21 protein-coding genes are annotated in these 26,644 nt (G+C 65.0%); 11 read left to right on the top strand and 10 right to left on the bottom strand.

Annotation, left to right across the window (positions count from 1 at the left end; translation table 11 throughout):
• Window positions 1–53 precede the first annotated feature (53 nt).
• The 3 genes from ABSY17_RS22675 to ABSY17_RS22685 form a co-directional block, all read right to left on the bottom strand.
• Window positions 54–2,420: an aldehyde dehydrogenase family protein gene (locus ABSY17_RS22675; protein WP_378945843.1), complete on the bottom strand. Its 2,367-nt coding sequence runs from the start codon at window positions 2,418–2,420 to the stop codon at window positions 54–56.
• A gap of 319 nt (window positions 2,421–2,739) precedes the next feature.
• Window positions 2,740–3,786, bottom strand: coding sequence for a deoxyribose-phosphate aldolase (deoC, locus tag ABSY17_RS22680; RefSeq protein ID WP_378945846.1), 1,047 nt, complete (start codon window positions 3,784–3,786; stop codon window positions 2,740–2,742).
• Window positions 3,787–4,468: 682 nt separating this feature from the next.
• A complete protein-coding gene (locus ABSY17_RS22685; RefSeq protein ID WP_378945849.1) occupies window positions 4,469–5,296 on the bottom strand; it encodes a ferredoxin--NADP reductase in 828 nt (275 codons plus the stop codon).
• Between the two features lie 206 nt (window positions 5,297–5,502).
• On the opposite strand from ABSY17_RS22685, the gene ABSY17_RS22690 reads away from it, so the two are divergent.
• The gene (locus ABSY17_RS22690; RefSeq protein WP_378945852.1) at window positions 5,503–7,572 is read left to right on the top strand and encodes a hydantoinase/oxoprolinase family protein; all 2,070 of its coding nucleotides are present in this window, start codon (window positions 5,503–5,505) and stop codon (window positions 7,570–7,572) included.
• Window positions 7,573–7,759: 187 nt separating this feature from the next.
• Entirely contained in the window at window positions 7,760–9,493 is a 1,734-nt protein-coding gene (locus ABSY17_RS22695; RefSeq protein ID WP_378945855.1) for a hydantoinase B/oxoprolinase family protein, read from the top strand.
• Between the two features lie 143 nt (window positions 9,494–9,636).
• On the opposite strand, the gene ABSY17_RS22700 is transcribed toward ABSY17_RS22695, so the two are convergent.
• From ABSY17_RS22700 to ABSY17_RS22725, 6 genes are all read right to left on the bottom strand, one after another.
• On the bottom strand, window positions 9,637–10,635 hold the full coding sequence (locus ABSY17_RS22700; protein ID WP_378945857.1) for an ABC transporter ATP-binding protein: 999 nt from the start codon (window positions 10,633–10,635) through the stop codon (window positions 9,637–9,639).
• Between the two features lie 72 nt (window positions 10,636–10,707).
• The gene (locus ABSY17_RS22705; RefSeq protein ID WP_378945860.1) at window positions 10,708–11,772 is read right to left on the bottom strand and encodes a Gfo/Idh/MocA family protein; all 1,065 of its coding nucleotides are present in this window, start codon (window positions 11,770–11,772) and stop codon (window positions 10,708–10,710) included.
• Window positions 11,769–12,608: a carbohydrate ABC transporter permease gene (locus ABSY17_RS22710; protein ID WP_378945863.1), complete on the bottom strand. Its 840-nt coding sequence runs from the start codon at window positions 12,606–12,608 to the stop codon at window positions 11,769–11,771. Before ABSY17_RS22710 ends, ABSY17_RS22705 begins: the two co-directional genes overlap by 4 nt.
• 7 nt (window positions 12,609–12,615) lie before the next feature.
• Complete coding sequence (locus ABSY17_RS22715) at window positions 12,616–13,545, bottom strand: carbohydrate ABC transporter permease (protein WP_378945866.1); 930 nt, start codon at window positions 13,543–13,545, stop codon at window positions 12,616–12,618.
• Window positions 13,546–13,728: 183 nt separating this feature from the next.
• Window positions 13,729–14,988, bottom strand: coding sequence for an ABC transporter substrate-binding protein (locus ABSY17_RS22720; protein ID WP_378945869.1), 1,260 nt, complete (start codon window positions 14,986–14,988; stop codon window positions 13,729–13,731).
• A 31-nt stretch (window positions 14,989–15,019) separates the two neighbouring features.
• The gene (locus tag ABSY17_RS22725; RefSeq protein ID WP_378945872.1) at window positions 15,020–15,934 is read right to left on the bottom strand and encodes an N-acetylmuramic acid 6-phosphate etherase; all 915 of its coding nucleotides are present in this window, start codon (window positions 15,932–15,934) and stop codon (window positions 15,020–15,022) included.
• A gap of 196 nt (window positions 15,935–16,130) precedes the next feature.
• On the opposite strand from ABSY17_RS22725, the gene ABSY17_RS22730 reads away from it, so the two are divergent.
• Genes ABSY17_RS22730 through nagA form a run of 4 tightly spaced genes read left to right on the top strand, consistent with a single transcriptional unit; the run spans window position 16,131 to window position 19,969 of the window.
• Window positions 16,131–17,009, top strand: coding sequence for a BadF/BadG/BcrA/BcrD ATPase family protein (locus ABSY17_RS22730; protein ID WP_378945875.1), 879 nt, complete (start codon window positions 16,131–16,133; stop codon window positions 17,007–17,009).
• Window positions 17,002–17,790, top strand: coding sequence for a GntR family transcriptional regulator (locus ABSY17_RS22735; protein WP_378945877.1), 789 nt, complete (start codon window positions 17,002–17,004; stop codon window positions 17,788–17,790). The genes ABSY17_RS22730 and ABSY17_RS22735 overlap by 8 nt, the downstream gene beginning before the upstream one ends.
• Window positions 17,791–17,804: 14 nt before the next feature.
• Entirely contained in the window at window positions 17,805–18,815 is a 1,011-nt protein-coding gene (locus ABSY17_RS22740) for an SIS domain-containing protein (protein ID WP_378952968.1), read from the top strand.
• Window positions 18,812–19,969: an N-acetylglucosamine-6-phosphate deacetylase gene (gene nagA / locus ABSY17_RS22745; protein ID WP_378945880.1), complete on the top strand. Its 1,158-nt coding sequence runs from the start codon at window positions 18,812–18,814 to the stop codon at window positions 19,967–19,969. The genes ABSY17_RS22740 and nagA overlap by 4 nt, the downstream gene beginning before the upstream one ends.
• Window positions 19,970–20,162: 193 nt before the next feature.
• On the opposite strand, the gene rpe is transcribed toward nagA, so the two are convergent.
• Complete coding sequence (gene rpe, locus ABSY17_RS22750) at window positions 20,163–20,837, bottom strand: ribulose-phosphate 3-epimerase (RefSeq protein WP_378945882.1); 675 nt, start codon at window positions 20,835–20,837, stop codon at window positions 20,163–20,165.
• Between the two features lie 210 nt (window positions 20,838–21,047).
• Between rpe and ABSY17_RS22755 the strand changes: the two genes are divergently transcribed.
• The 5 genes from ABSY17_RS22755 to ABSY17_RS22775 all read left to right on the top strand — a co-directional run bounded on the left by ABSY17_RS22755 (window position 21,048) and on the right by ABSY17_RS22775 (window position 26,644).
• The gene (locus ABSY17_RS22755) at window positions 21,048–22,073 is read left to right on the top strand and encodes an ABC transporter substrate-binding protein (RefSeq protein WP_378945885.1); all 1,026 of its coding nucleotides are present in this window, start codon (window positions 21,048–21,050) and stop codon (window positions 22,071–22,073) included.
• Window positions 22,074–22,147: 74 nt separating this feature from the next.
• Window positions 22,148–23,653, top strand: a complete 1,506-nt coding sequence (locus tag ABSY17_RS22760; RefSeq protein ID WP_378945888.1) for a sugar ABC transporter ATP-binding protein — start codon at window positions 22,148–22,150, stop codon at window positions 23,651–23,653.
• On the top strand, window positions 23,653–24,639 hold the full coding sequence (locus tag ABSY17_RS22765; protein ID WP_378945891.1) for an ABC transporter permease: 987 nt from the start codon (window positions 23,653–23,655) through the stop codon (window positions 24,637–24,639). The genes ABSY17_RS22760 and ABSY17_RS22765 overlap by 1 nt, the downstream gene beginning before the upstream one ends.
• Window positions 24,636–25,631, top strand: a complete 996-nt coding sequence (locus ABSY17_RS22770) for an ABC transporter permease (protein ID WP_378945894.1) — start codon at window positions 24,636–24,638, stop codon at window positions 25,629–25,631. Before ABSY17_RS22765 ends, ABSY17_RS22770 begins: the two co-directional genes overlap by 4 nt.
• On the top strand, window positions 25,628–26,644 hold the full coding sequence (locus ABSY17_RS22775) for a LacI family DNA-binding transcriptional regulator (protein WP_378945896.1): 1,017 nt from the start codon (window positions 25,628–25,630) through the stop codon (window positions 26,642–26,644). The genes ABSY17_RS22770 and ABSY17_RS22775 overlap by 4 nt, the downstream gene beginning before the upstream one ends.

Below are 26,644 nucleotides of genomic sequence, written 5' to 3' on the forward strand. Positions count from 1 at the left end.
GAATAGCCTAAGGCGAAGAAGTCTACTGCCTACTGCCTTATTCCCCTACTCCCCTAATCCCCGTACGGCACCCAGACGTTCTTGATCTCGACGGCACGGCGCAGGAAGGGCTCACCCTCAGCACTCGCCCAGTCGAGGCTGCGGCCATGCCCGGTCCACACACGCTTGAGGTTGCCTGTGGATTCCGCTTCCGCCATGGCGCAGGTCTCGGCCTCGGCGACCACCCAAAGCCCATCGACATCGTCATGCCTGGCAAGCACCGCCGTAAGCTCCGCGCGCTTGCCGGTGACGATGTTGATCGCGCCCGCCGGCAGGTCGGAATACTCGATCACCTGGTAGAGATCGGTGGCGACGAGCGGCGCCGTCTCGGACGGGATGGCAACCACCGTGTTGCCCATGGCAAGTGCGGGGGCAATCAGCGAGATCAGGCCAAGCAGCGGCGCATCGTCGGGTGCCACGATGCCGACCACGCCGACCGGCTCGTGCAGGGCAAGCGTCACCGTCCGCACTGGCGGCTGGTGCACCAGGCCCTCGAACTTGTCGGCCATGCCGGCATAGTAGAACAGCCGCTCGATCGACTGCTCGACCTCGGCCTTCGCCGCCTTGTGACTGGCGCCGGTGAGCTCGACGAGCCGGCTGGCGAATTCTTCCGTCCGGCCCGAGAGATTTTCCGCAAGGTAGTAAAGAACCTGGGCACGGTTGTAGGCGGTAGCGTCGGGCCAGGCCTTGCAGGCGCGGGCGGCCGAGACCGCGTCGCGAATGTCCTTGCGGCTGCCAAGACCGACTTCGCCTGCCAGCTTGCCCTTCGGCGTCAGCACGGGAAGGGAATAGTTGCCGTCGGGGCGAACCTGCTTGCCGCCGATGAACAGCTTTGCCGTGCGGTCGATGGCGTGGCCCTCGCCGTTGTCGCGCGCGGCTGGCCTCGGTGCCGCCGGCTTGATGACCGGGCCGTGCGGTTCGCTCGGCGCTAGATATTCTTCCAGCCCTTCCCGGCCGCCCTCGCGGCCAAAACCGCTCTCGCGATAGCCGCCGAAGCCGCAGGCGGCGTCGAACATGTTGGTGCCGTTGATCCAAACCACGCCGGCCTTGAGCTGCGGGGCGACATGCAGCGCCAGGTTGACGTTCTCGCTCCACACTGAGGCGGCAAGGCCGTAGCGGGTGTTGTTGGCGAGTTCGACCGCCTCCTCGTTGGTGCGGAAGCTCATGGTGGCGAGCACCGGACCGAACACCTCTTCCTGGGCGAGGATGTTGGCGGGTGCAACACCGGTCGCCAGTGTCGGCAGGTGATAGTAGCCGATCGTTGGCACGTCGCAGTCCGGCTGCCAGCAGACTGCGCCCTGCCTCGCACCCTCCTCGACCAGGCGCTTCACGCGGTCGAGCTGGGTCCGGTCCACTAGCGGGCCGATGTCGGTGTTCTTGTCCAGGGGCGCGCCGACACGCAGCCGGCTCATACGCACCTTGACCTTGGCGATGAAGGCGTCGGCCACGCTTTCCTGGACCAGCAGGCGCGAACCCGCGCAGCAGACCTGGCCCTGGTTGAACCAGATGCCGTCGACCAGCCCTTCCACCGCGCTGTCGAGATCGGCATCCTCGAAGACGATGAAGGCCGACTTGCCGCCGAGCTCCAGCGACAGTTTTTTGCCACTTCCCGCGGTCGCCTTGCGGATGATTTTTCCCACTTCCGACGAGCCGGTGAAGGCAATCTTGTCGATGCCGGAATGGTTGACGATCGCCGCTCCCGCCTCGGGGCCGCCATGGACGATGTTGACGACGCCCTTGGGCACGCCCGCGCGCTCGCAGATCTCGGCAAAAAGAATGGCCGTCAGCGGCGTGAACTCGGCCGGCTTCAGCACCACCGTGCAGCCAGTGGCGAGCGCCGGCGCCACCTTCCAGGCCAGCATCAGCAGCGGAAAATTCCACGGGATGATCTGGCCGACGACGCCGGCGGCCTTGCGGCCGGGGAATTCCCTGTCGAGCGACTGGGTCCAGCCGGCATGGTGGATGAAGTGGCGGATCGCCAAGGGCACGTCGATGTCGCGGCTCTCGCGGATCGGCTTGCCGTTGTCGAGGCTTTCCAGCACGGCAAACAGGCGCTGGTGGCGCTGCATGGCGCGGCCGACGGCATAGAGCACTTTTGCGCGCTCATAGCCCGAGGCGGCGCTCCATTTCGGCAGCGCCTTGCGTGCGGCGGCAACCGCCGCGTCGATGTCGGCAGCACCCGCCTCGGACACTTTTGCCAGCAACTTGCCATCAGAGGGATCTTCAGTGTCGAAGGTCCTTGCGTCGATGCCAGCGCGCCAGTCGCCCGCGATGAACAGCGACTTCGAAAAATCGCGAGCCGCGAGCCAGGCATCGGCCTCGCTGCGGGCTTCGGGAGCGGTGGCGTAATCCATGGCTTGGTATCGTTCGAGGATGGTCATGAGAGGCTCTCCCTTACCCTCCCCCTTGTGGGGAGGGCGGCCCGCAGGGCCGGGTGGGGGTCGTTGACGAGGCCCGAAGTTGGAGTGGGGAGCGCGCTACGTTGCCCCCCTCTGGCCTGCCGGCCATCTCCCCCACAAGGGGGGAGATCAGCGGTCATCGCGGCCTTCGCCAAATTGAGATGCAGTCGGTTCAGATTTATCAGGATCGGCGTTGCCGAGTGGCCGCCGACTGCCGAACTGCCGATCTCCCCCCTTGTGGGGGAGATGGCCGGCAGGCCAGAGGGGGGCGCGAAAAAACTCGGCGTGTCCAAGATTCACCTCACGCCATCGCGTGGCGGTGGTTGGCCGAGTAGCGGCCGCTGACATGGTGCTCGAGCTGGCGCTCGATGTCGGTCAGCAGGCTCGAGGCGCCGAAGCGGAACAGCTCGGGTTCCAGCCACGGCCGGCCGAGCTCTTCCTTCATCAGCACCAGCCAGTCGAGCGCGACTTTCGCCGTCGAGATGCCGCCCGCCGGCTTGAAGCCGATGAGATATCCCGTCTGCTCGTGATAGGCGCGGATCGCCCTGACCATGGCAAGGCCTACAGGCAGCGTCGCGTTGACGCTCTCCTTGCCGGTCGAGGTCTTGATGAAGTCAGCACCCGCCATCATCGCCACCATCGAGGCCAGCGTCACGTTGCGCAGCGTCGCCAGGTCGCCAGTGCCCAAAATGACCTTGAGATGGGCCTCGCCGCAGGCGGCGCGGAACGCCTTGATCTCGTCATAGAGCTCCTGCCACCTCGCCCCGAACACTAGGCCGCGCGGAATGACGACGTCGATCTCGTCGGCGCCGTCGGCGACCGACGCCTCGATCTCGGCGATGCGGGTGCTGAGCGGTGCCAGCCCATGCGGGAAGGCGGTAGACACAGCCGCGACATGGATGCCGGTGCCCTTCACCGCCTCTACGGCGGTCGCAACAAACGGATGGTAGACGCAGACAGCGGCCGGGCGGATCACCGTATCGCCGAGTCCCAGCGCCGCGACCAGATCGGCGCGCAGCGGGTTGATCGCCTTAGCGCAAAGCCGGCGCACGCGCTCGTCGGTGTCGTTGGAATTGAGCGTTGTCAGGTCCATCAGCGAGATGGCCCTGAGCAGCCACGCCGCCTGGTTGTCGCCCTTGATCGAGCGCCGCTTGGTCAGCGTGCCGGTGCGGCGCTCCAGTGCCGAGCGGTTGACGTTGCGCATCGATTCCAGGAAGCCGATATCGAGCGCCATGCCGGGATTGCGGACGATGCCGTGCGGCTCGGCGGCATTGGCCGGCTGGCGCGAGGCGAGCGGCGTGATCGTCGCTGGAGAATGATTTTCGGCTTCGCGCAACTTGCCCGCCATGTGACCGCCCTTCCTCCCGACGCCTTGTCTTCGGCGTTGCAACTCAGGCGCCAGCGAAAACTCGTCCGCAGCGCACCAAAGAATAGCTCGCGGCGGAAGATAGACGAAAATTCGGGGCGGCGCAGCGTTATTTTGACCGGGCGGTCAAAGACCCTGGTGGCGCAACTGAGTTCCCACCCATTGCGCGCCCAAATCCATCTAAAACACGGACATAAGAACCGAAACAAACCCGACTAGATACATCAGAATTTGCCAATACCTAGCCCGCCCAATTGTCATCGGCTTGTAAATATTAGAAAGTTCTTCCGCAAATAAGACACCACCCCTTTCATTGTAAGGAGTTTTGTTCTTATCATATTTAAGCTCACGAATAAAATTGTATACGGAAATCTTGAAAGTAAGCAATAATATTACTATTTTGATCAAAAGTATTTCATCAAAATTAGTCACTGCGTCACCGCCTCAAATTTCCGTTCTATAGTTACCGCCAACGGCGCAGGTACGGCCCACATGTTTCGGAACCCACTGCAATGAGATATGTAACCGTCAATCATTTCCCCTTCGCCGGGAAGATACTCACCGGAAGATAACCATGCCACCCCAAATATCTTTTTCTTCGTAGTCCGGAGATTGATCCGCTGAATCCACCGGCTCAAACGGCGAGCGATAGTTCGGCCGAAATTCAGCCGACGAAAGCGCGCTCGACGACGAAGCTGCCGGGCTCGTTGAGCGAGCCTTCCTCGAAGCCGAGGCTTTCGGCGAGTTCCTTGACGTCTTTCAGCATGTGCATCGAGCCGCAGATCATGATGCGGTCGGTTGCAGGATCGAGCTTGTCGATGCCGAGGTCGGAATAGAACTTGCCCGACGAGATCAGCGCCGTGATGCGGCCCATGCGCCCGGACTCTTCGCGCGTCGTCGAATTGTAGAGCGTGACTCGGCCGTGGGTCAGTTCGCCGATCAGCGGATCGTTTTCGAGATTGGCGACGAGCTCCTGGCCATAGGCCAGTTCGGCGACGTCGCGGCAGGTGTGGGTGAGGACGACCTGCTCGTAGCGCTCATAGGTGTCGGGATCGCGCAGCAGGCTGGCGAAGGGCGCAATGCCGGTGCCGGTCGAGATCATGAACAGGCGCTTGCCGGGGGTCAGCGCGTCGAGCACCAGAGTTCCGGTTGCCTTCTGGCGCATCAGCACCGTGTCGCCCGGCTCGATCTTCTGCAGGTGCGAGGTCAGCGGGCCGTCGGGCACCTTGATCGAGAAAAATTCCAGCTCTTCGTCCCAGGACGGGCTCGCCACCGAATAGGCGCGAAAAACCGGCTTTTCGGCGTTGGGCAGGCCGATCATGACAAATTCGCCCGAGCGGAAGCGCAGCGTCTGCGGCCTGGTGATGCGGAAGGCGAACAGCCGGTCGGTGTAGTGCTTCACCGACACCACGGTCTCGGCATAGACATTGGCCGGGATGGGGAACTGAAGCGGCTTGGTTTCGGCCGTGTTCAGCGCTGCTTGGGTGTTCATCGTTCAAACCTCTCGCCAGCGGCGGCAGTCATAGGCCCCGGCACAGCGGCGAATTCTGGTCCGGCACGCTGCGGAAAACAGGCAAATTGTGAGGCCTTGTAGGCCACATTAATTAGTATACAAATGATATCAGCGTCAAGATTGCGGCGCAAAACGCCTTTCCAAACTGAGACATGAACGTAGTCCGCGCGTATCGGGTTTAGTCCATGATCGAGAATATTCCCGCCAGGCGGGGAGACGTGGTGGCAGGTATCGACGTCGGCGGGACGTTCACCGACCTGCTTTTGCTCGACGGCGCGGATGGCGGATCGGTCCGCATCGCCAAGACGCCGACGACGGTCGAAAACCAGGCGCATGGCGTGATCGCAGCACTTGCCGACACCGGTTTTGCGATCGGCGACATCGATCTCATCGTGCATGGCACCACCACCACCACAAATGCCGTTCTGGAGCGCAGGCTCGCCAGAACGGGCATGATCACCACGCGCGGCTTCCGCGACATCATCGAACTTGGCCGTCGCACGCGGCCGCAGCCCTATGGCATGACCGGCACCTTCGTGCCCGTCATTCCGCGCAATCTCAGGCTGGAGGTCACCGAGCGCGTCGAGGCGTCGGGCCGCGTGCGCGAGCCGCTCGACGAGGACGGGATGCGCCAGGCGCTGCGCGAACTGATCGCTGCAGGTTGCGAAGCGCTCGTCATCCATTTCCTGCATTCCTACGCCAACCCGGCGCATGAACGCCGCGCGGCCGAGATCGCGGCCGAACTCTGGCCAAACGGGTACATCACGACCGGACACTCGCTGTTGTCTGAAGCGCGCGAGTTCGAGCGCGGGGTGACGGCCTCGGTCAACGCCGCGGTGCAACCGATCCTCGAACGCTACGTCGCCAGGCTGCGCGAGGAACTGGCCCGGCGCGGCTACGCCCGCGACTTCCTGATGATGAACGGCAATGGCGGCATGATCTCGGCGCGTTTCGTCACCCGCGAGGCGGCCAAGACGGTGATGTCGGGCCCGGCTTCGGGGGTGATTGCCGCCGCCTATACCGGCCGGCGCGCCGGCTTCGAAAACCTCGTCACCTACGACATGGGCGGCACCTCGACCGACGTGGCGCTGATCCTCGATGCCCAGCCGGCAGTGTCGAACGAGATCGAGATCGAATATGCGATGCCGATCCATGTTCCGATGGTCTCGGTGCACACGGTGGGTGCCGGCGGCGGCTCGATCGCCCGTGTCGATGCCTCCGGGCTGATCCAGGTCGGGCCGGAAAGTGCCGGGGCCAATCCCGGGCCGATCTGCTACGGCCGCGGCGGCACAGAGCCGACCATCACCGACGCCAACCTGGTGCTCGGCCGGCTTGCGCCGAAGAAGCTGCTGGCGGTCGACCATCCGGTGACCGTCGAGGCCGTGCGCAAGATCTTTCAGGACAAGATCGGCGCGGCTACGGGCCTTGACGGCACTGCTGCGGCCGGTGCGGTGCTGCGCCTCGGCAACATCAGGATGGCCGGCGCCATCCGCATGGTCTCGGTGGCGCGCGGCCACGACCCGCGCGATTTCACGTTGTTCGCCTTTGGCGGCGCCGGCCCGCTGCACGCCTCGGCCCTGGCGCGCGAACTCGGCCTGCCGCGGGTGCTGGTACCGGCGCGGCCGGGCATCACCAATGCGCTGGGCTGCGTGGTCGCCGACCTGCGCCACGACTTCGTCAACACCATCAACCAGCCGGTGGCGACGCTGGACGAAAACAATGCCCGCGAGGTTCTGGCCCGGCACAAGGCGGAGGGCGAGGCGCTGATCGCCATGGAGGCGATCCGCCCCGAGAGCATCCGCGTCAGCCATTCCGCCGACATGCAGTTTGTCGGACAGACGCACATCATCAACGTGCCGCTGCCTTCGCCCGAAATCGACCGCACCACGCTGGAGGGGCTGTTCGAAAAGGCCTATTTCGCCCGCTTCAAGGTCCAACTTCCGGAGATCAGGGCCAACCTCGTCAATCTCAACACCTCGGTGACCGGCGTCCGTCCCGACATCGACCTTTCCCGGCTGATCGACCCGGCGGGGCGAGCAGCGACGCTCGAACAGGCCATGACGGAAATCCGGCCGGTCTGGTTCGACGGCACCTGGCACGACACACCGGTCTATGCGCGCGAAAAACTGCCGCTCGACGCCACGCTCGAGGGCCCTGCCATCCTCGAGCAGATGGACGCCACCACCGTGCTCGAACCCAGCGATCGCGCGCGGAGCGATGCCGACGGCAACATCATCATCGAGGTGGGGAGATGAACAAGGCGCCGACGTCCCCCTCCCCCTTGAGGGGAGGGTGGCCGGGCAAGGCCCGGCCGCGTGGGGTAACCTCTGCAGCGCGGTACGCCCGTAGGAACGTCGAGCCCGGCCTTTGCGACCCCACCCTGCCATCCGCCTTTGGCGGCTGGCTTCCCTCCCCTCAAGGGGGAGGGAGAGGAGCCGCACCATGAGCCTCGACGCCATCACCCTCTCCGTCATCCAGGCCGCGCTGCAGCAAGCCTGCGACGAGATGGACCTGACCTTCTCGCGCGCCGCCTTTTCGCCCGTGATCGCCGAGGCCAACGACCGCTCGGACGGCATCTACTCCGCCGTCGACGGCGCGCTGATCGCGCAAGGCTCGCAAGGCCTGCCGGTCTTCGTCGGCGTCATGCAGCATTCGACCAGGACGATCATCGAGATGATCGCGGATGGCCGCTGCCTGTCGCCCGAGCCAGGCGACATCTACATCGTCAACGACCCCTATCTCGGCGGCACGCATCTGATGGACGTGCGCTTCGCCATGCCGGTGTGGCGGGATGGCAAAATCTTCTGCTGGCTCTCCAACACCGGCCACTGGCCCGACATCGGCGGCGCTGTGCCGGGTGGCTTTTCCGCCTCGGCGACAGCGGTCGAGCAGGAAGGCTTGCGGCTGCCCCCGGTCAAACTTTTCAAGAAAGGGGTGATGGACCCCGAGATCTACGCCATCATCTGCTCGAACATCCGTGTCGCCGACCAGCGCATCGGCGACATCCGCGCCCAGGCGGCGGCACTGCAGGTCGGGCAGGACCGGCTGTTCCAGATCCTGGATCGTTACGGAGACGAAACCGTCGTCGCCGCGATTGCCGAGCTGCGCCGGCGGGCGGCCGAGCAGATGCGGGCGCATATCGCCGCCCTGCCCGACGGCGTCTATCGCTCGCGGGCCTTCGTCGATTCCGACGGCGTCGTCGACGAACCGCTGACGATCGCGCTGTCGGTGGAGAAGGCAGGAGATACACTGACCTTCGATTTTTCCGGTTCGTCAAAACCCTGCGCCGGGCCGATGAACAGCGTGCTGGCGACGACGCTCTCGGCCGTCTACCTCGCCATGCGCCACATCTTTCCCGACGTGCCTATCAGTGCAGGGGCCTTCGAGCCGCTGATGGTCCGGCGACCGGAAGGCACCTTCCTCGACGCAAAATACCCGCGACCCGTCTCGGGCTGCGCCGCAGAGGTGTCGCAGCGCATCGCCGAAGCCGTGTTTGCCGCGATGGTGCAGGCTGCACCCGACAAGGTGACGGCGGCACCCGCCGGCTCGAGCGGCAATTTCGCGCTCGGCGGCAACGATCCGGTGCGCGGCCGCGACTACGTCATGTACCAGATCTCCGGCGGCGGCTATGGCGGCAACGCCGGCCATGACGGGCTCTCCAACGGCTGCTCGACCATCGGCATCTCGAAATCGCCGCCGGTCGAGATCATGGAGCAGGCGTTTCCGGTGCTCTACCGCCAATATGCGTTACGCGAGGGCTCAGGCGGGGCAGGAAAACAGCGCGGCGGTTTTGGGCTCGCCTACGAGATCGAGCTTTTGCGCGGCGAGGCCCGCGCCTCCTTCGTCATGGACCACGGCCGCTTCGGCCCGCAAGGCGCGCTCGGCGGCCGCGACGGCGCGGTCAACTCGGTGACCGTCTTCCGCGACGGGCAACCGCACGTGCCACCGCATCTGTCGAAGGAACAGGACATCCCGCTGAAGGCCGGCGACCGGGTGCTGGTCGGCACACCGGGCGGCGGCGGCTATGGCGACCCGCTTTTACGCGATCCGCAACTGGTGCTGCGCGATGTTTCTCTGGGCTATTATTCACGCGAGCAGGCGGCGGAGTTGTTCGGCGTGGTCATTGGAGATGGTGGGGTGGATGCGATTGCCACCTCGCAGCTGAGGAAGAAATGACCCCCTCACCCGGCCTCCGCTTCGCTCGGCCGACCTCTCCCCAAGGGGAGAGGAGATTTGGGGCGTCGCCGCTTTCCTCTTCTCCCCCACGGGGAGAAGGTGGTCGCGAAGCGGCCGGATGAGGGGGCAGTTCCGTTGCCGTGTTACTGCAGAATTCGCCCATCCTCGCCGAAGCGGTAGGTGCGCGCCGGATCGGGCGTCGCAAAAAGCGTCGCACCCGGCCCGGTCTGGTATTCGCCGAACAAACGGATGGTGATCAGTCCGGCCTTTTCCGTCTCCAGGAAAACGTTGGTGTCGGCGCCAAGGTGCTCGGCATGGATGACCGTGCCCTTCCAGGCGCCCGCGGTGTCGCTGACCGAGATGTGCTCGGGCCGCACGCCGACGGTTTTTGCGCTTTCGCCGAGCCGGGCTCCATCGATGAAATTCATCTTGGGCGAGCCGATAAAGCCGGCAACGAAAAGATTAGCCGGCTTGTTGTAGAGCTCCATCGGCGCGCCGACCTGCTCGACCTTGCCGCCGTTCAGCACCACAATGCGGTCGGCCAGCGTCATCGCCTCGACCTGGTCGTGGGTGACATAGACCATTGTCGCCTTCAGCCGGTGATGCAGTTGGGCGATCTCGAGTCTTGTATTGACGCGCAGTGCCGCGTCGAGGTTCGACAACGGCTCGTCGAAAAGAAAAAGCTTCGGCTCGCGCACCAGCGCACGGCCGATGGCGACGCGCTGGCGCTGGCCGCCGGAGAGTTCAGCCGGACGACGCTTCAGATAGGGCTCCAGCGACAGCATCGCCGACGAGGCGGCGATGCGCTTGTCGATCTCGGCGGCCGGCGCACCAGCCTGCTTGAGGCCGAGGCCCATATTGTCGCGCACCGTCAGATGCGGATAGAGCGCATAGGTCTGGAACACCATGGCGATGCCGCGCTTGGCCGGCGGCGCATTGGTGACCCTTTGGCCGTCGATCAGCACATTGCCCGAGCTCGCGTCCTCAAGGCCGGCGATGATGCGCAGAAGCGTCGACTTTCCGCAGCCGGACGGTCCGACGAAAACGACGAATTCGCCGTCCTTGACGTCGAGATCAATGCCCTTGAGCACCTCGACCGGGCCGAAGGACTTCTTGACGTTTTCGATCTTGAGAGATCCCACAGGCTCTTCCCCTTCGATTTCATTGACGCACGATCCTGGCCGGAAAGTCCGCGACCTTCCGGGATCATGCTCCTAGAGCTTGACGGCGCGGCCAGTGCGGACGCTTTCGTCGGCGGCCAGGCATACGCGCAGCGACTTGACGGCATCCGCCATGTGGCGGCCGAGGTCGATGTCCTCGCGGATCGCCTTCAGCACGAAGGCCTGCTCGCGGTCGCAGAGGTCCTGATGGCCGGGCTCATCCTTCATCGACAGATCCTCGTCGGCGTGAAGGAAATTGCCGTCGGCCCCGGTATCGGCGCGGTGGACGCGGATCATGTTGGTCTTGGTGTGGGCATCGACGTCGTCGGATTTGGTCGCCGCCTCGTTGACGACGATCGACACGCTGCCCCTGGGCGAAATCACGTCCTTCACGAAGAAGGCGGTCTCCGACATCATCGGGCCCCAGCCGGCCTCGTACCAGCCAACCGATCCGTCGGCGAACAGCACCTGCAGGTGCCCGTAATTGTACATCGCCGGGTCGATCTCGTCGGAGAGCCGCAAGCCCATGCCGCGCACCTCGACCGGCTCGGCGTCCGTGATCTGGCACATCACGTCGAGATAATGCACGCCGCAGTCGACGATCGGCGAGGTCGTCTTCATCAGTTGCTTGTGCGTCTCCCACTTGTGGCCCGACGACTGCTGGTTGAGGTTCATGCGGAAGACGTAAGGCCCGCCGAGTGCGCGAGACTCGCCGATCAGCCTGATCCAGGACGGGTGATGGCGCAGGATGTAGCCGATCACCAGCTTGCGGCCGTTGGCCTTGGCGCAGGCGACGACGCGCTCGGCGTCCGCCACCGTGGTCGCCAGCGGCTTTTCGAGGAAGACGTGGCAACCGGCCTCCATCGCCATCACCGCAAAGTCGGCATGGCTGTCGGAATAGGTATTGATCGAGGCGACGTCGGGCTTGAGCTCGCGGATTGCGTCCTCGAACGAGCGTCCGATGCCGTAGCCGCCGAGTTCCGCCGGCAGCGGCACGTCGGAGCGGTTGACGAGGGCCGCGATCTCGAAGCCGGGATTGTTGTGATAGGCCAGCGCATGGCTGCGGCCCATGTTGCCGAGACCGGCGACGACGACGCGAAGGGGCTTTTCAGTGGTCACTTGACTGCTCCGGAAGTGATGCCGCGGATGAGCTGCCGCGAGAAGAAGAGATAGAGGACCAGAACCGGCAGGATGGCGAGCGAAAGCGCTGCCAGCACCGCGTTCCAGTTGGTGACGAACTGGCCGATGAACACCTGGGCGCCGAGCGTCACCGTCTTGGTCTGTTCCGACGGCGCAAGGATGAGAGGGAACCACAAGTCGTTCCAGATCGGGATCATGGTGAACACCGCAACCGTGGCCATGGCCGGGCGGACCAGCGGCAGCACCAGGCGGAAGAAGATGCGGTATTCCGAGAGCCCGTCGATGCGGCCGGCGTTCTTGAGGTCGTCCGACACCTGCTTCATGAATTCGGACAGGATGAAGACCGCCAGCGGCAGGCCCTGCGCGGTGTAGACCAGGATCAGTGCCGTCAGCGTGTTGACCAGCCCCGACGCCACCATCAGCTGCAGGATGGCAACGGTGCCCAGGCGGATCGGGATCATGATGCCGAGCGCCAGGTAGAGCCCCATCATGGTGTTGCCCTTGAAGCGGTACTCCGACAGCGCAAACGCCGCCATGGCGCCGAACAGCAACACCAGAAACAGCGAGACGACGGTGACGGTCAGGCTGTTCTGGAAATACTGGATGAAGTCGCCCTGGGCCATGACCGTCTTGTAGCCGATGAGATCGAAGGTCTCGGCCGTCGGCAGCGCAAGCGGCGAACGGAAGATGGCGTTGCGCGACTTGAACGAGTTGACGACGATCAGGATCACCGGAAACAGCGCGATGACCGTATAGGTCAGAAGCACCGCATGGGCGGCGATGCTGCGCGGCAGGGAGGAGGCGGCCTTGCTCATGACACCCTCAGTACTGGTAGCGGCGCAGCCGCGTCTGGATCAGGAACAGGTAGACGCAGACGCCGGCGAGGATGATGAAGAACATCATCGAGGCGATGGTGGCGCCCATGTTGGGATCGCCGATCTGCAGCTGGAAGCCGAAGAAGGTGCGATAGAGGAACGTGCCCAGGATGTCGGTGGCGTAGTTGGGGCCGGCTAGCGCGCCTTGCGCCGAATAGATCAGGTCGAAGGCGTTGAAGTTGCCGACGAAGGTGAGGACCGAAATGATGCCGATCGACGGCAGGATCAGCGGCAGCTTGATCTTCCAGAACTGCGACATGCCGGTCACCCCGTCGCATTCGGCCGCCTCGATGACCTCGTCGGGGATCGACAGCATCGCCGCATAGATCAGCATCATCGGAATGCCGACGAACTGCCAGACCGAGATCAGGCCGAGCGTGGTCAGCGCATATTCCTCCTTGCCGAGCCAGGGCACGAACAGGCTTTTCAGCCCGACAAGGTCGAGCAGGTTGGGCGCAACACCCCAGAGCGGGCTCAGGATCAGTTTCCAGGCGAAGCCGACGATGACGAAGGACAGGATGGTCGGAATGAAGATCGCCGTGCGGTAGAACGCGCTGAAACGCAGCTTGGGGCTCGACAGCAGCGCGGCCAGCAGGATGCCGATGGGGTTCTGCACCAGCATGTGGATGATGAAGAACCAGGTGTTGTTGCCGAGCGCGTTCCAGAACGACGCCGCCCAGCGCGGATCACCGAACAGCGTGCGGAAATTATCGAAGCCGGAGAACACCTGCACGTTTTCGACGCTGCGGAACAGCGACAGCTGCAGCGTGCCGAACAGCGGCAGGATCATCACTGCGGTGTAGACCAAGAGTGCCGGCGCCAGGAAAACGGCGATGTGCCAGCGCGTCGGTCTCTTGTCGTCGGTCTCAGCGGTCATGGTCGCGACCTTCTTTTCTGTTTGACGTCGGCTTGTCGGTGCTTGTCGGAATAGCCGCGCACGCGACCACTGCAGCCGGTTTCGCAAGCCGCAAGGCCATGCCGCAAGGTGACGGAACATCGCCGGGTAGTCAAAGGGCGGCGGATCGGCCGCAACAGCCGATCCGCCGCCCTTTGTCAGGTCTTAGTTAGCCGGCTTGAACCAGCTGTCGAGGCCCTTCTGCAGCTCGGCCGCAGCGGCTTCCGGCGTCTCCGTGCCGTTGATCACGTTGGCCGACTTGACCCAGGTCTCGTTTTCGAGGTTCGGCGTGCCGCGCGACAGGATCTGGTAGGTCGAGCGGATCGTCGGCTTGCACTTCTCGCGCCAGGAGACGAACTCCTGCGCCAGCGGATCTTCCATCTTCACCGCAGCCGAGTTCAGGCTGAAGAAGCCCGGCAGCGCGTTGGCGTAGATGGAGGCGAACTCGGGCGAAGCCACCCAGGTCAGGAAGGTCTTGGCGGCCTCGGGGTTCTTGCTCTTGGCATTGAGGCCGATGCCGATGTCGTTGTGGTCGGAGATGTAGCAGGTATCGCCGGCCTTCTGCACCGGCGGCGGGAAGGCGCCCATCTTGAACTGGGCCTGGGTGTTGAACACCGAGATTTCCCACGAACCGGCCGGGAAGATCGCCGCACGGCCGAGCGTGAACAGGTTCTGGCTGTCCGGATAGCTCTGCGCCTCGAAGCCGTCGCCGAGATAAGGCTTCCACTTGGCGAGTGTGGCGAACGGGGCAACCCAGTCGGCATCGGTCAGCTTCTGCGCGCCCTTGATCAGCGCCAGACGGCCTTCCTCGCCCTTCCAGTAGGTCGGCCCGATGTTCTGGTAACCCATGGTCGCGGCTTCCCAGAGGTCCTTGGTGCCCATCGCCATCGGGATGTAGGTGCCGTCGGCCTTGATCTTGTCGAGGGCGGTGAAGAACTCCTCTTCGGTCGCCGGCGGCGTGATGCTGAGCTTTTCGAAGGCTTCCTTGTTGTAGATGAAGCCATGGATGACGGAAGCCATCGGCACGCAGAAATTGGCCTTGCCGTCGTCGGTCGTCCAGGCCGACTTGGCGACGTCGGAGAAGTTCTCCATGCCGGAAAGGCTGGTCAGGTCGGCGAGCTGGCCCTTCTTGTAGAGCTCAAGCGAGGCGTCGAACGGACGGCAGGTGATGAGGTCGCCGGCCGAGCCTGCGTCGAGCTTGGCGTTGAGCGCGGCGTTGTATTCGGTCGGCGCCGACGGCGAGAACACCACCTTGATGCCGGGGTGCTTGGCTTCGAACGCCGGGATCAGCTTTTCCTGCCAGATGGCGAGATCGTCGTTGCGCCAGCTCTCGATGGTGAGCGTGGCGTCCTGGGCGAACGCGATGCCGGCGGTGCCGAGCATGCTGGACGCCATCAGAAGTCCAGTAAGCAACCTGTGTTTCATTTCCATTCTCCCTGTTGACCTTCTCGGGCCTCTACTGACGAGAGCCTCTGCTCCCCTCGAGCTTCGAAAGGGCCGGCCGCAATTTCTGGCCGGCCTCTTCTAGAAGTTCATTTGCCGCCGCCGGGCTCGCTGCGCCTGCAGCCAAAAGGATCGCCACCTTCACTGCGCCGCCGCACTTTTCGAGCAGCTCCTCGGCGGTCGCCGCATCGCAGCCGGCGATGGCCGAGACGATGCGCGCGGCGCGGTCGCGCAGCTTGATGTTGTCGGCGAAAAGATTGACCATGTAGCCGTCATGGACATGGCCGAGATGGATCGCGGCCATGGTCGTCATCATGTTGAGCGCGATCTTCTGCGCAGTGCCGGCACCCATGCGCGTCGAGCCGGCAACCACCTCCGGCGGCGTCGCCAGCAGCACCGAAGTATCGGCGATATCGAACATCGGCGCACCCGCATTGTTGGCAATCGCAATGGTGGCAGCGCCCCGGCGCCTGGCTTCTTCCAATGCACCCATGGCAAAGGGCGTCGAGCCGCTGGCGGAAATCGCGATCAGGCAATCACCAGCGCCGAGCCCGGCAGCCTGGACATCGCGCACAGCCTGGCCGGCATCGTCCTCCGGCGCACCGGCCAGATTGACCAGGGCCTCGGCACCGCCCGCCAGCATGATATGCACCCGCTCGCGTGGAATGCCGTAGGTTCCGGGAAGTTCGAGCGCGTCGGCCAGCGCCATCAGGCCGGAACTGCCGGCTGCGGCGTAGGCGAGGCGCCCACCCGCGGCGAGACAGGCAGCAATCGTCTCAGCGGCTTCGGCTATTTCGGGGATGGCGGCATGGACGGCACCGGCGGCCTCGACCTGGGCGTCGGCAAGTAGGCGCAAAACGGATTCCGGCGCCCTGGCATCAATGCCCTGGGCATCCTCGTGCACCGCTTCAGTTCGCCTAGGCGCCATTCCATCTCTCCCTGTTTTGACGATACCAAAAAAATACCACTTGTCTAGCGCCGTTAACAAATTCCTCTACCGCAACGCAAGATGCTGCGAAAAATCCTTAAAATTCAACTCAACGAGCACGCAATACCAGTGGCCGGAATTTAACACTTGGCTATTGGTATTTTATTGGTATTATCGCCGCCGAGGAGAAAACGTCGTGGATCTTGTGCTCGGGATAGATGGCGGCGGCACTGGTTGCCGGGCCGCAGTGGCAACCGCTACCGGCGCGATACTGGGCCGCGGCCGTGGCGGACCGGCCAACATCCGCACCGATCTTGCCGGCGCAAGCGAGAACATTGTCGAGGCGGCTCGCCTTGCCTTTATCGATGCCGGCCACGACCCAACCCTGATGGCATCGACGCCCGCTGTGCTGGGCCTCGCGGGTGCAAATGTCGGCGACTACAAGCAGCGCCTGGAAGCCACCCTGCCTTTCGCCCGGAGCGAAGTCGAAAACGATTCTCTGATCTCGCTCGAAGGCGCGCTCGGCGAGCATGACGGCGCCATCGCCGCCCTCGGCACAGGCTCCGTCTATCTGGCGCGGCGGCAGGGGCAATTGCGGCACATCGGCGGCTGGGGCTTCCAGATCGGCGATCTCGGCAGCGGCGCGCGCATCGGGCGCGACCTGCTCCAGGAAACGCTGCTCGTCTACGACAAGATCCACACCGGCTCGCCGCTTGCCGGTATCATGCTGGAACGCTTCAACGGCAACCCAGGCGAGATGGTCGAGTTCACCACCACCGCCAAGCCGGCCGACTACGGTGCCTTCGCCCCTCTGGTCTTCGAGCACGCGGCGAGAGGCGATGCGGTAGCCAGGAGGATCGTCGACCGGGCGGTTGCCGATGTCGAGGAAACGCTTGGCGTTTTCGACCTGGCGGCGACAGAGTGGCTGTGCCTGCTCGGCGGACTTTCTGGCCTCTACGCCCCGCTGCTTTCCGAGCGTTATCGGACAATCATCCACGCCCCGCTGCAAGACGCGCTCGGCGGCGCGGTGATGATGGCGGCGAAGCGGTTCGGCAAGGCGGGCGGCGATGAGTGACCCCGCCAGCGCCATTTTCGAGACGCTGCGCGACGTCACGCCGACCGGCGCGCCGCTCTATCTCCAGCTCAAGAAGAACATCGAGGAAGCGGTCCGGCGCGGCCTGATCGGCCCCGGCGACGCCCTGCCGTCCGAGCGCGAGATCGCCGCTCGCGCCGATATCTCGCGCGTCACCGTGCGCAAGGCCGTACAGGACCTGGTCAAATCGGGCGTGCTGGTGCAGCGGCACGGCTCGGGCACCTTCGTTGCGCCGCGCCGCGAACGCGTCGAGCAATCCTTGTCGCGCTTGACCTCGTTTACCGAAGACATGGCGCGGCGCGGCATGGCGGCCCGTTCGCAATGGCTCGACCGCGGCATCTACACCGCCTCCCCCGACGAAATGATGGCCCTCGGGCTGTCCTCGAGCGAACTCGTCTCGCGGTTGAGCCGCCTGCGCATCGCCGACGACACGCCGCTGGCCATCGAGCGCGCGACAATTTCGGCTTCCGTGCTGCCCGACCCTCGCGAAGTCACCTCGTCGCTCTATATGGCCTTGAGCGAGACCGGCCACCGGCCGGTGCGGGCCGTGCAGCGCATCTCCGCCATCAATCCCGGCGAGGCGGACGCCCGGCTGCTCGAGGTGCCGCTCGGCACGGCCTGCCTGCAGATCGAGCGCATCTCGTACCTCGCCACTGGCAAGGTGATCGAGTTCACCAAGTCGATCTATCGCGGCGACGCCTATGACTTCGTCGCCGAACTCAGACTACCCGGCCCGGACGGGCAAGAAGGAGAGAATACTTGAACGCGACTACCCATATGCGGCGCGAAATCGCCGAAATCCCCGAAGCCGCGGCGCGCCTGCTCGAAGGCTCGGCCAAGGAACTGGCCGAGACCGGCCTGCATCTCAAGCGCGCTGCCCCGCGTTTCGTCACCACCGTCGCCCGCGGCTCCTCCGACCACGCCGCCTCCTTCCTCAAATATGCGATCGAACTGACGGCCGGGCTTCCGGTGGCCTCCATCGGCCCGTCGATCTCATCGATCTACGGCGCCAAGCTGAAGCTCGCCGATTCCGCCTGCCTCGCCATCTCGCAGTCAGGCAAGAGCCCCGACATCGTCGCCATGGCCGAGGGCGCGCGATCAGGCGGCGCGCTGACGATTGCGCTGACCAACACCGCCGGCTCGCCGCTGGCGGTCGCCTCAGACCACGCCATCGACATCCTGGCCGGCGCGGAGAAGAGCGTCGCCGCCACCAAGACCTTCGTCAACTCGGCGGTGGCCGGCCTTGCCGTGCTTGGCCACTGGACCGGCGACGACCAGCTGCTCGACGCGCTCAAGGCGCTGCCCGGTCATTTCGCCAAGGCGGTCGACTGCGACTGGATGGGCATTGCCGACAGTCTGACCGACGGCAACTCGCTGTTCATCCTCGGCCGTGGCCCCTCCTTCGCCATCGCCAACGAGGCCGCGCTGAAGTTCAAGGAAACCTGCGCCATGCACGCGGAATCCTATAGCGCTGCCGAAGTCATGCACGGGCCCCTGGCGCTGGTGCGGCCCGGCTTCCCGGTGCTGGCCCTTGCCGCCCGCGACGCTTCCGAGCCCTCAATCGCAGAGGCCGCCGACGGCCTGGCCGAGCGCGGTGCGGCGATCCACATCACCTCGGCACTGGCCAAGAAAGCCAAGATGCTTCCGCATGTCGCCACCGGCCATCCGCTGACCGACCCGCTGATGCTGATCGCCTCCTTCTACGGCTTCGTTGAGGCCTTCGCCCGCCACCGAGGGCTCAACCCCGACAGCCCGCCCAACCTGCGCAAAGTGACCGAAACGATATGAGCGACCGTCTTGCCATAGCCGCCACGCTGATCTTCGACGGGGATGCGTGGCACGAGGATTCAGCCCTTCTCGTCGCCGATGGGCTGGTCGAGGGCATCGTTGCGCGCAAGGCGGTGCCGGCCGGCGTCAGCCTCTCCGATGGCGGCGGCATCCTGGCCCCCGGCTTCATCGACCTGCAGGTCAATGGCGGCGGCGGTCTGATGCTCAACGACAAACCGGATGTGGAGACGCTGGAAACGATCTGCCGGGCGCAGATGCCGTTCGGCACCACCGCCGTGCTGCCGACGCTGATCACCGACACGCGCGAGATCACCCACGCCACCATCGCCGCCGGCGCCGAGGCTGCGAAGCGGAAGGTTCCGGGCTTCCTCGGCCTGCATCTCGAGGGGCCGCATCTCGCGCTCGCCCGCAAGGGCGCGCACGACCCCAAGCTGATCCGGCCGATGGACGACGCCGACGAGGCGGCGCTGATCGAAGCCCGCAAGGCGATGCCGGTGCTTTTGACGACGGTGGCGACGGAATCTGTCACCCCGGCCCAGGTCCGCAAGCTTTCGGAAGCCGGCATCGTGGTCAGCCTTGGCCACACCGACGCCAGCTATCGTGTGGCGCGCGAATATGCCGAGGCCGGCGCGTCGATGGCGACCCACCTGTTCAATGCCATGAGCCAGATAGGCAACCGCGAACCGGGGCTGGCGGGTGCTGCCGTCGACACCAGCTCGCTATGGGCCGGGCTGATCGCCGACGGCATCCATGTCGACCCGGCAACGATGGCGATCGCGCTCAGGGCCAAGACCGGACCGGCGCGCATCTTCCTCGTCACCGACGCCATGGCGACGATCGGCACCGACCTCAAGTCGTTCCAGCTCAACGGACGCACGATCAGGCGCGAGAACGGCCGGCTGACGCTGGAGGACGGCACGCTCGCCGGCGCCGATCTCGACATGATCTCGGCGGTGCGCTTCATGCACGAGAAGATCGGGCTGGAGCTCGCCGAGGCGCTACGCATGGCCTCGCTCTATCCTGCCGAAGCCGTCGGCCAGGACCATCGCCTCGGCCGCCTGCAAAAGGGCGCCGTCGCCAACATCGTCCAGCTCACGGACAAGCTCGACGTTTCAGGCGTCTGGATCGACGGCAACAGGGTGTTTTCCGCTTAGCCCGCTATGGGGCAGGCCCAGGGCTCAACCAGCTTTGCACCCCCACCCCTTACCCCTCCCCACAAGGGGGAGGGGGACGATTTCCCCGTCGTTGCCACCAAAATCGTCGAAGATCGGCGCTGGGCGACAGCGCTACAAAGTCCCCCTCCCCCTTGTGGGGAGGGGTTAGGGGTGGGGGTGCTTTCTCTCTAGATCAGATCGCAGCCTTGTCGGCAGCAGCCCGGATCGCTGCGATGTTGGCGGCGTAGGCCGACGGTCCGCCCTTGAACACGGCATTGCCGGCGACCAGCACATTGGCACCGGCCGCGGTGACCAGCGGGGCCGTCTCGGGCGTCACACCGCCGTCGATCTCGATGTCGATCGGACGATTGCCGATCATCGCCTTGACGCGCTTCACCTTCTCGATGACAGCCGGGATGAAGGCCTGGCCGCCGAAGCCGGGGTTGACGGTCATCAACAGCACCAGGTCGAGACGGTCGAGCACATATTCGATCACCGATTCCGGCGTCGACGGGTTGAGCGACACACCGGCCTTCTTGCCAAGGTTCCGGATCGTCTGCAGCGAGCGGTCGAGATGCGGGCCGGCCTCGGCATGCACGGTGATGATGTCGCAGCCGGCATCTGCAAACGCCTGGAGATACGGATCGGCGGGCTCGATCATCAGGTGGCAGTCGAACACCTTGTCGGTGCGGTCGCGGATCGCCTTGATGACAGGCGGGCCGAAGGTGATGTTGGGGACGAAATGGCCGTCCATGACGTCGAGATGGATCCAGTCGGCGCCGGCAGCGACGATGGCCTCGACCTCCTCGCCGAGCTTCGAGAAATCCGACGACAGGACCGACGGGGCGATCAGGGTTTTGGTGCTCACGTTCAGGCCTTTCAACAGGGGCAGCGCGATTTTCCGGCCTGCCTAATCTGCAGCGTCCCGATTGTCGAGAAGCTTCACGCCGCAGGCCCTATCGGGGACCTCATCTTGACGTGTTCCGGTGTTGCGCAACCCCTTGAAAAATCCGGATTGAAATCGATTACATCTTCTGCCTATCATCAGTTGCAGCAGTTTTTGCATCGGGAGGAATTCATGAGGAAGTTTACAGCATTGGCGCTCACCACCGTCGCGGCGCTCGCCGTGTCGGCGTTCTCGACCCAGGCGGCCGACTACAAGATCGGCCTGTCCAACGGTTGGGTCGGCTCGGAGTGGCGCACGCAGATGATCGAGCAGGCGCAGGCCGCAGCGGCAGCCTGGAAGGACAAGGGCGTCAATGTCGAGGTCGTGGTGCAGAGCGCCAATGTCGACGTGCCCGGCCAGATCGCGCATGTCCGCAACTTCATCAATGAAGGCGTCAACGCCATCATCATCAATCCCAACAGCCCGACCGCCTTCGATCCAGTCTTCGCCCAGGCCAAGGAAGCCGGCATCCTGGTGATCTCCACCGACGCCGAGGTGTCCTCGCCCGACGCCACCTATGTCGGTATCGACCAGAAGGCATGGGGTGCGGCAGGCGCCAAGTGGCTGGCCGAGACGCTCGGCGGCAAGGGCAATGTCGTTGCCATCAACGGCGTCGCCGGCCATCCGGCCAACGAGATGCGCGTCGCCGGCTACAAGGAAGTGTTCGGCCAGTATCCCGACATCAAGATCGTCAACGAAGTCAACGCCAACTGGGATCAGGCCCAGGGCCAGCAGGCAATGCAGAACCTGCTGGCCACCAACCCCGACATCAGCGGCGTATGGGTGCAGGACGGCATGGCAGCCGGCGCCTGGAAGTCGATCATCGACGCCAAGAAGCAGTCGTCGATCGCCGCCACCGGCGAAATCCGCAAGGACTTCATCGACATCTGGGTCAAGGACAAGCTGAACTCGGGCGCTTCGGTGAACCCCCCCGGCGTCATGGCCTCGGCCCTCAACGTCGCCGTTCTGATGCTTGAGGGCAAGGAACTGAAGGAGCCGGCAACGGCGGGCCAGTACAAGAACGCCATGTACCTGCCGATCCCCTTCATCGACTCCAAGAACGTCGATCAGGTCGCCAAGGAACTGGACGGCAAGCCGGGCTACTTCTCCTACACCAGCCAGCTTTCCATCGAAGACGCCCAGAAGCTCTTCAAGTAAGCTTCTTCCCAAGCCGGGGGCGTGCCGAACCAGGCCGCGCCCCCGGACCGACCTAGTCCAGGGAAGCCATCGCCATGTCGAAAATTGAGCTCCGCGGCGTAAGCAAGGCTTACGGCGCCACCCTAGCGCTACGCCGCGGCGACCTCTCGTTCGACGCCGGCGAGGTGCATGTGCTGATCGGCTCGAACGGGTCGGGCAAGAGCACGCTGTGCAAGATCCTGGCAGGCTCCGTCCGCCCTGATGGCGGCGAGATATTGATCGACGGCAAGCCCGTCACCATTACCGGACCGCGCTCGGCCCGCGACCATGGCATCGGCATCTTCTACCAGGAACTCAGCCTCGCCGGACACCGCACGGTGGCCGAAAACATCTGCCTGCCCGATATGCCGGTGACGCGCGGCGGCTTCGTCGACCGCCAGGCGCTGGAGCGCCATGCGACGCGCTATATCTCCCTGTTCGACAAGGTTGCCGGCGAAGGCTTTTCGGGCGACACCACGGTCGAGAACCTGCGCGCCGACCAGCGCCAGCTGGTCGAGATCATGAAGGCGCTGGCCACCGAGGCGCCGGTGATCATCTTCGACGAGCCGACCTCGGCACTCGACCGGGCGCAGGTCGACCGCTTCTTCGAAATTCTCCGCGACCTCAAGGCCGAGGGCCGCAGCATCATCTTCATCTCGCACCGCATGGACGAGATCTTTGCCATCGGCGACCGCGTCACCGTCATCCGCGACGGCGAGACGGTCGGCACCAGGCGCATCACCGACACCGATCCCGCCGCCGTCATCCGGCTGATGGTCGGCGGACAGGACGAGCTTGCTGGCCCCTCCAGCGCGCCGCCGCTCGCTGCGACCGGCGCCCGGGCCGCCGTGCTCACGGTCGACAGGCTCTCCGGCAAGGGTTTCGCCAATGTCGGTTTCGAGGTCGCCAAGGGCGAGATCCTCGGTTTCGGCGGCCTGCACGGACAGGGCCAGTCGGCGGTGCTGCGCGCCATCTTCGGCGTCAATCCGCTCGCCTCGGGCGCGATCACCCTCAACGGAAAACCCTTCGCTGCCCAAAACCCGCGCGCAGCAATCCGCCACGGACTTGCCTATGTCTCGGGCGACCGCGGCCGCGACGGCGTCATCTCCGGCCGTCCGATCCTCGAGAACGTCACCCCGATCCACTATCTCAGGCAGAAGCTGTTTCTGGCGCGCCCGTCCGCATTGGCTGAACGCGTGAAGCCCGCGCTCGAGGCGCTGCACACCAAATTCGCCGGGCTTGCCCATCCGATCAACTCGCTGTCGGGCGGCAACCAGCAGAAGATCGTGATCGCGCGCTGGCTGATCGACCGTCCCGATGTGCTGTTGCTCGACGACCCGACCAAGGGCATCGATCTCTCGGCCAAGGCCGACCTCTTCGCGCTGATCCGCAAGCTCGCCGCCGAGGGCATGGGCATCGTGCTCTATTCCTCGGAAGACGTCGAACTGCTCAACAATGCCGACCGCATCCTCGTCTTCAACGGCGGTTCGGTGCGGCGCGAACTCACTGGCGCGGACCGAACGCGCTACAATCTCTACCAGGCAGCATACGAGGCCGCGTGATGAGTGCCGCGACCCTTTCCACCCCTAAGCCCGGCGGGCTGAAGCGCCTCGTCGAGCGCTATCCGTTCCTGCCGGCACTTGTCATCGCGCTGATCCTGCTTGCGCTCAACGGCTTCTACCAGCCGCGCAGCGTAAGCTTCGTCGGCATCACTGGCCTGGTGAAGACCTATCTCGCGCTGATGCTGCTCGCCATCGCCCAGACCTATGTCGTCTATGCCGGCGACATCGACCTGTCGGCCGGCACCATCGTGTCGCTGGTCAATGTCGTCATCGTCGTGATGATGGAGAAGATGGGCGGCACCGGCTTCTCGGTCGTGGCCGCACTCGGCGTCGGCCTGCTCACCGGCCTTGCCTGCGGCATCGTCAACGGCGTCGTGGTCGCGGCACTGAGGCTGCAGGCGATCGTGGCGACCTTTGCCACCAGCATCTTCTTCACCGGGGTTGCGCTCTACGTCATGCCGGTCGCCGGCACGCCGGCGCCCGCCACCTTCTGGCGCACCTATGGCGGCCGCTTTTTCGAAATCCCCTTCGTCTTCTATGCAGCCGTCTTGCTCGCCATCGTGCTCTACCTCATCTCCCGTATCAGGCTTTCCACGCAACTGCTCGCCGTCGGCGACGACGCCCAGGCAGCGTTCCAGAGCGGGCTCCCAGTGACAAAAATCCGCATCCAGGGCTATGCGCTGTGCGGCTTGTTTGCCGCCCTTGCCGCCTTCTGCATCACCGGCGACACGGCCAGCGGCGACCCACTCGTCGGCGGCAAGATGACCCTGTTCTCCATTGCCGCGGTGGTCCTCGGCGGCAGCGCACTGTCGGGCGGGTTCGGCACCGTGGTCGGCTCGGTCATCGGCGCGCTGATCATCGGCCTCATCAACTCGCTCGTCTTCTTCGTCGGCACGCCGTCGGAATGGCAGAACCTGGTCCAGGGCCTCGCCATCCTGGTGGCGCTCATGGCCGGCGTCCTGGTCGGACGGAGGGCCCGCGCATGACCGCCACGACACAGACGCCGGCAACCCCCGCCGCCCCCTCGCCCCTGCTCGCCTTCCTCAAGCAGCCGCTGGTGGTGGCGCTGATCCTGATCGTTGCGCTGCTGCTGCTCGGCGAGGCGCTGTCGCCGGGCTTCGCCTCGGCCCAGCAGATCCTCAGGCTGCTGATCGTCGCCGCCCTGCTCGGCATCGTCGCCGCAGGCCAGAACCTCGTCATCCTTGGCGGCCGCGAGGGCATCGACCTGTCGGTCGGCGGCGTGATCTCGCTGTCGGCGATCATCGCCGGCAACGTCATGAACGGCGCCGACGGCGGCATCCTGCCCGCCATCCTCGCCAGCATGGCGGCGGGTGCCTTGATCGGCCTGTTCAACGGCCTCGGCGTCACGCTTCTGCGCATCCCGCCGCTGGTGATGACACTCGGCATGCTCGGCGTGCTGCAGGGCCTTCTTGTGGTAGTGCGCAACGGCATTCCCTCGGGCTTCGCCGCCCCCGCCCTGTCGCGCTTCGTCACCCAGCCCTTCCTGTTCGGCCTGCCCGGCATCATCTGGCTGTGGGTGGCGATCGGCCTGCTCATGGCCTTCATGCTCCGCCGCACCGTATTCGGTCACCGCATCTACGCCATCGGCTCCAACGAGCAGGCCGCCTACATGGCCGGCGTACCGGTGAGGCGCATGCGCATCTCGCTGTTCATGCTGTCGGGCGTCTTCGCGTCGATCACCGGCATCTGCCTGCTCGGCTATTCCGGCTCGTCCTTCGCCAATGTCGGCGAGCAATACATGCTGGCCTCGATCATCGCCGTGGTGTTCGGCGGCACGCCGCTGTCGGGCGGCAAGGGCGGCTACACCGGCACCATGGCGGGTGCTTTGCTGCTGGTCATCCTGCAGGGCATCCTGACCACCGTCCATATCGACGAGTCCGGGCGGCAGATGGTGTTCGGCGCCACGCTGCTGTTGCTGATGCTGTTCTACGGCCGCGGACGGGCGATGCGCGGATGAACGAGCGTCCCAAGATCAAGGACATCGCCGAGCGGTTGGGCGTTTCGGCGGCCACGGTATCGCGCGCGCTCAGCGACAGCGGGCTGGTGGCCGAGCCGACGCTGAGCCGCATCCGCGAGGTGGCGCGCGAACTGAACTACCGGCCCAATGTCAGCGCCCGGAACCTGCGCACCAAACGCGCCATGGCCGTGCTGATGGTCGTCCGCGACGTCGGCAACCCGTTCTATCTCGAGGTCCTCAAGGGCGTCGAAGCCACCGCCCGCGCCGCCGGCTACTCGGTGCTGATGGGCAACACCGAAAACGACTCCGACCGCGAGGTCGAGTATTTCGACATGCTGCGCGACGGCCATGCCGACGGCATGATCCTGATGACCGGCAAGCTGCCCGAGCGCGAGGGCTTCCTCGCCTCCATCGCCGGCGGCGCGCCGATCGTGGTCGCGCTGGAGGAGATCGAGAATGCCGGCTTCCCGCATGTCATGATCGACAACGAGGGGGCTGCGCGCAATGCCATCGAGCACCTGATCAGTCTCGGCCACAGCCGCATCGCCCACATCTCCGGCCCGGTGCCCGAGATCATGAGCATCCATCGCCGTGAAGGTTATCGCAAGGCGATGGCCGCTGCCGGTCTCGCCATTCCCGACGGCTACGAGCAGACCGGTGACTATTTGCTGCGCACCGGCCAGCGCCTGTGCCAGGCACTGTTCGCACTGCCCGAACCACCGACCGCGATCTTCTGCGCCAACGACGAGATGGCCTTCGGCGTGATCCATGAACTGCGCCGGCTCGGCCTCGACGTGCCGGGCCAGGTCTCGGTGGTCGGCTTCGACGACCTGTTTCTCAGCGAGGCCTTCTACCCGCCGCTGACCACCGTCAGCCAGCCGCGCACAGACATCGGCCGCGCCGCCATGAACATGCTGCTCGACATGATGTCGGGCGGGCTCACGCCGCGCCAGCCGGTGATGATGCCGACGACGCTCAAGGTTCGCGGCACAACCGCACCAGCGCCGAAATAA

Origin of the sequence: Mesorhizobium sp. ANAO-SY3R2 (assembly GCF_042466635.1) — a bacterium.
Taxonomy (GTDB): domain Bacteria; phylum Pseudomonadota; class Alphaproteobacteria; order Rhizobiales; family Rhizobiaceae; genus Aminobacter.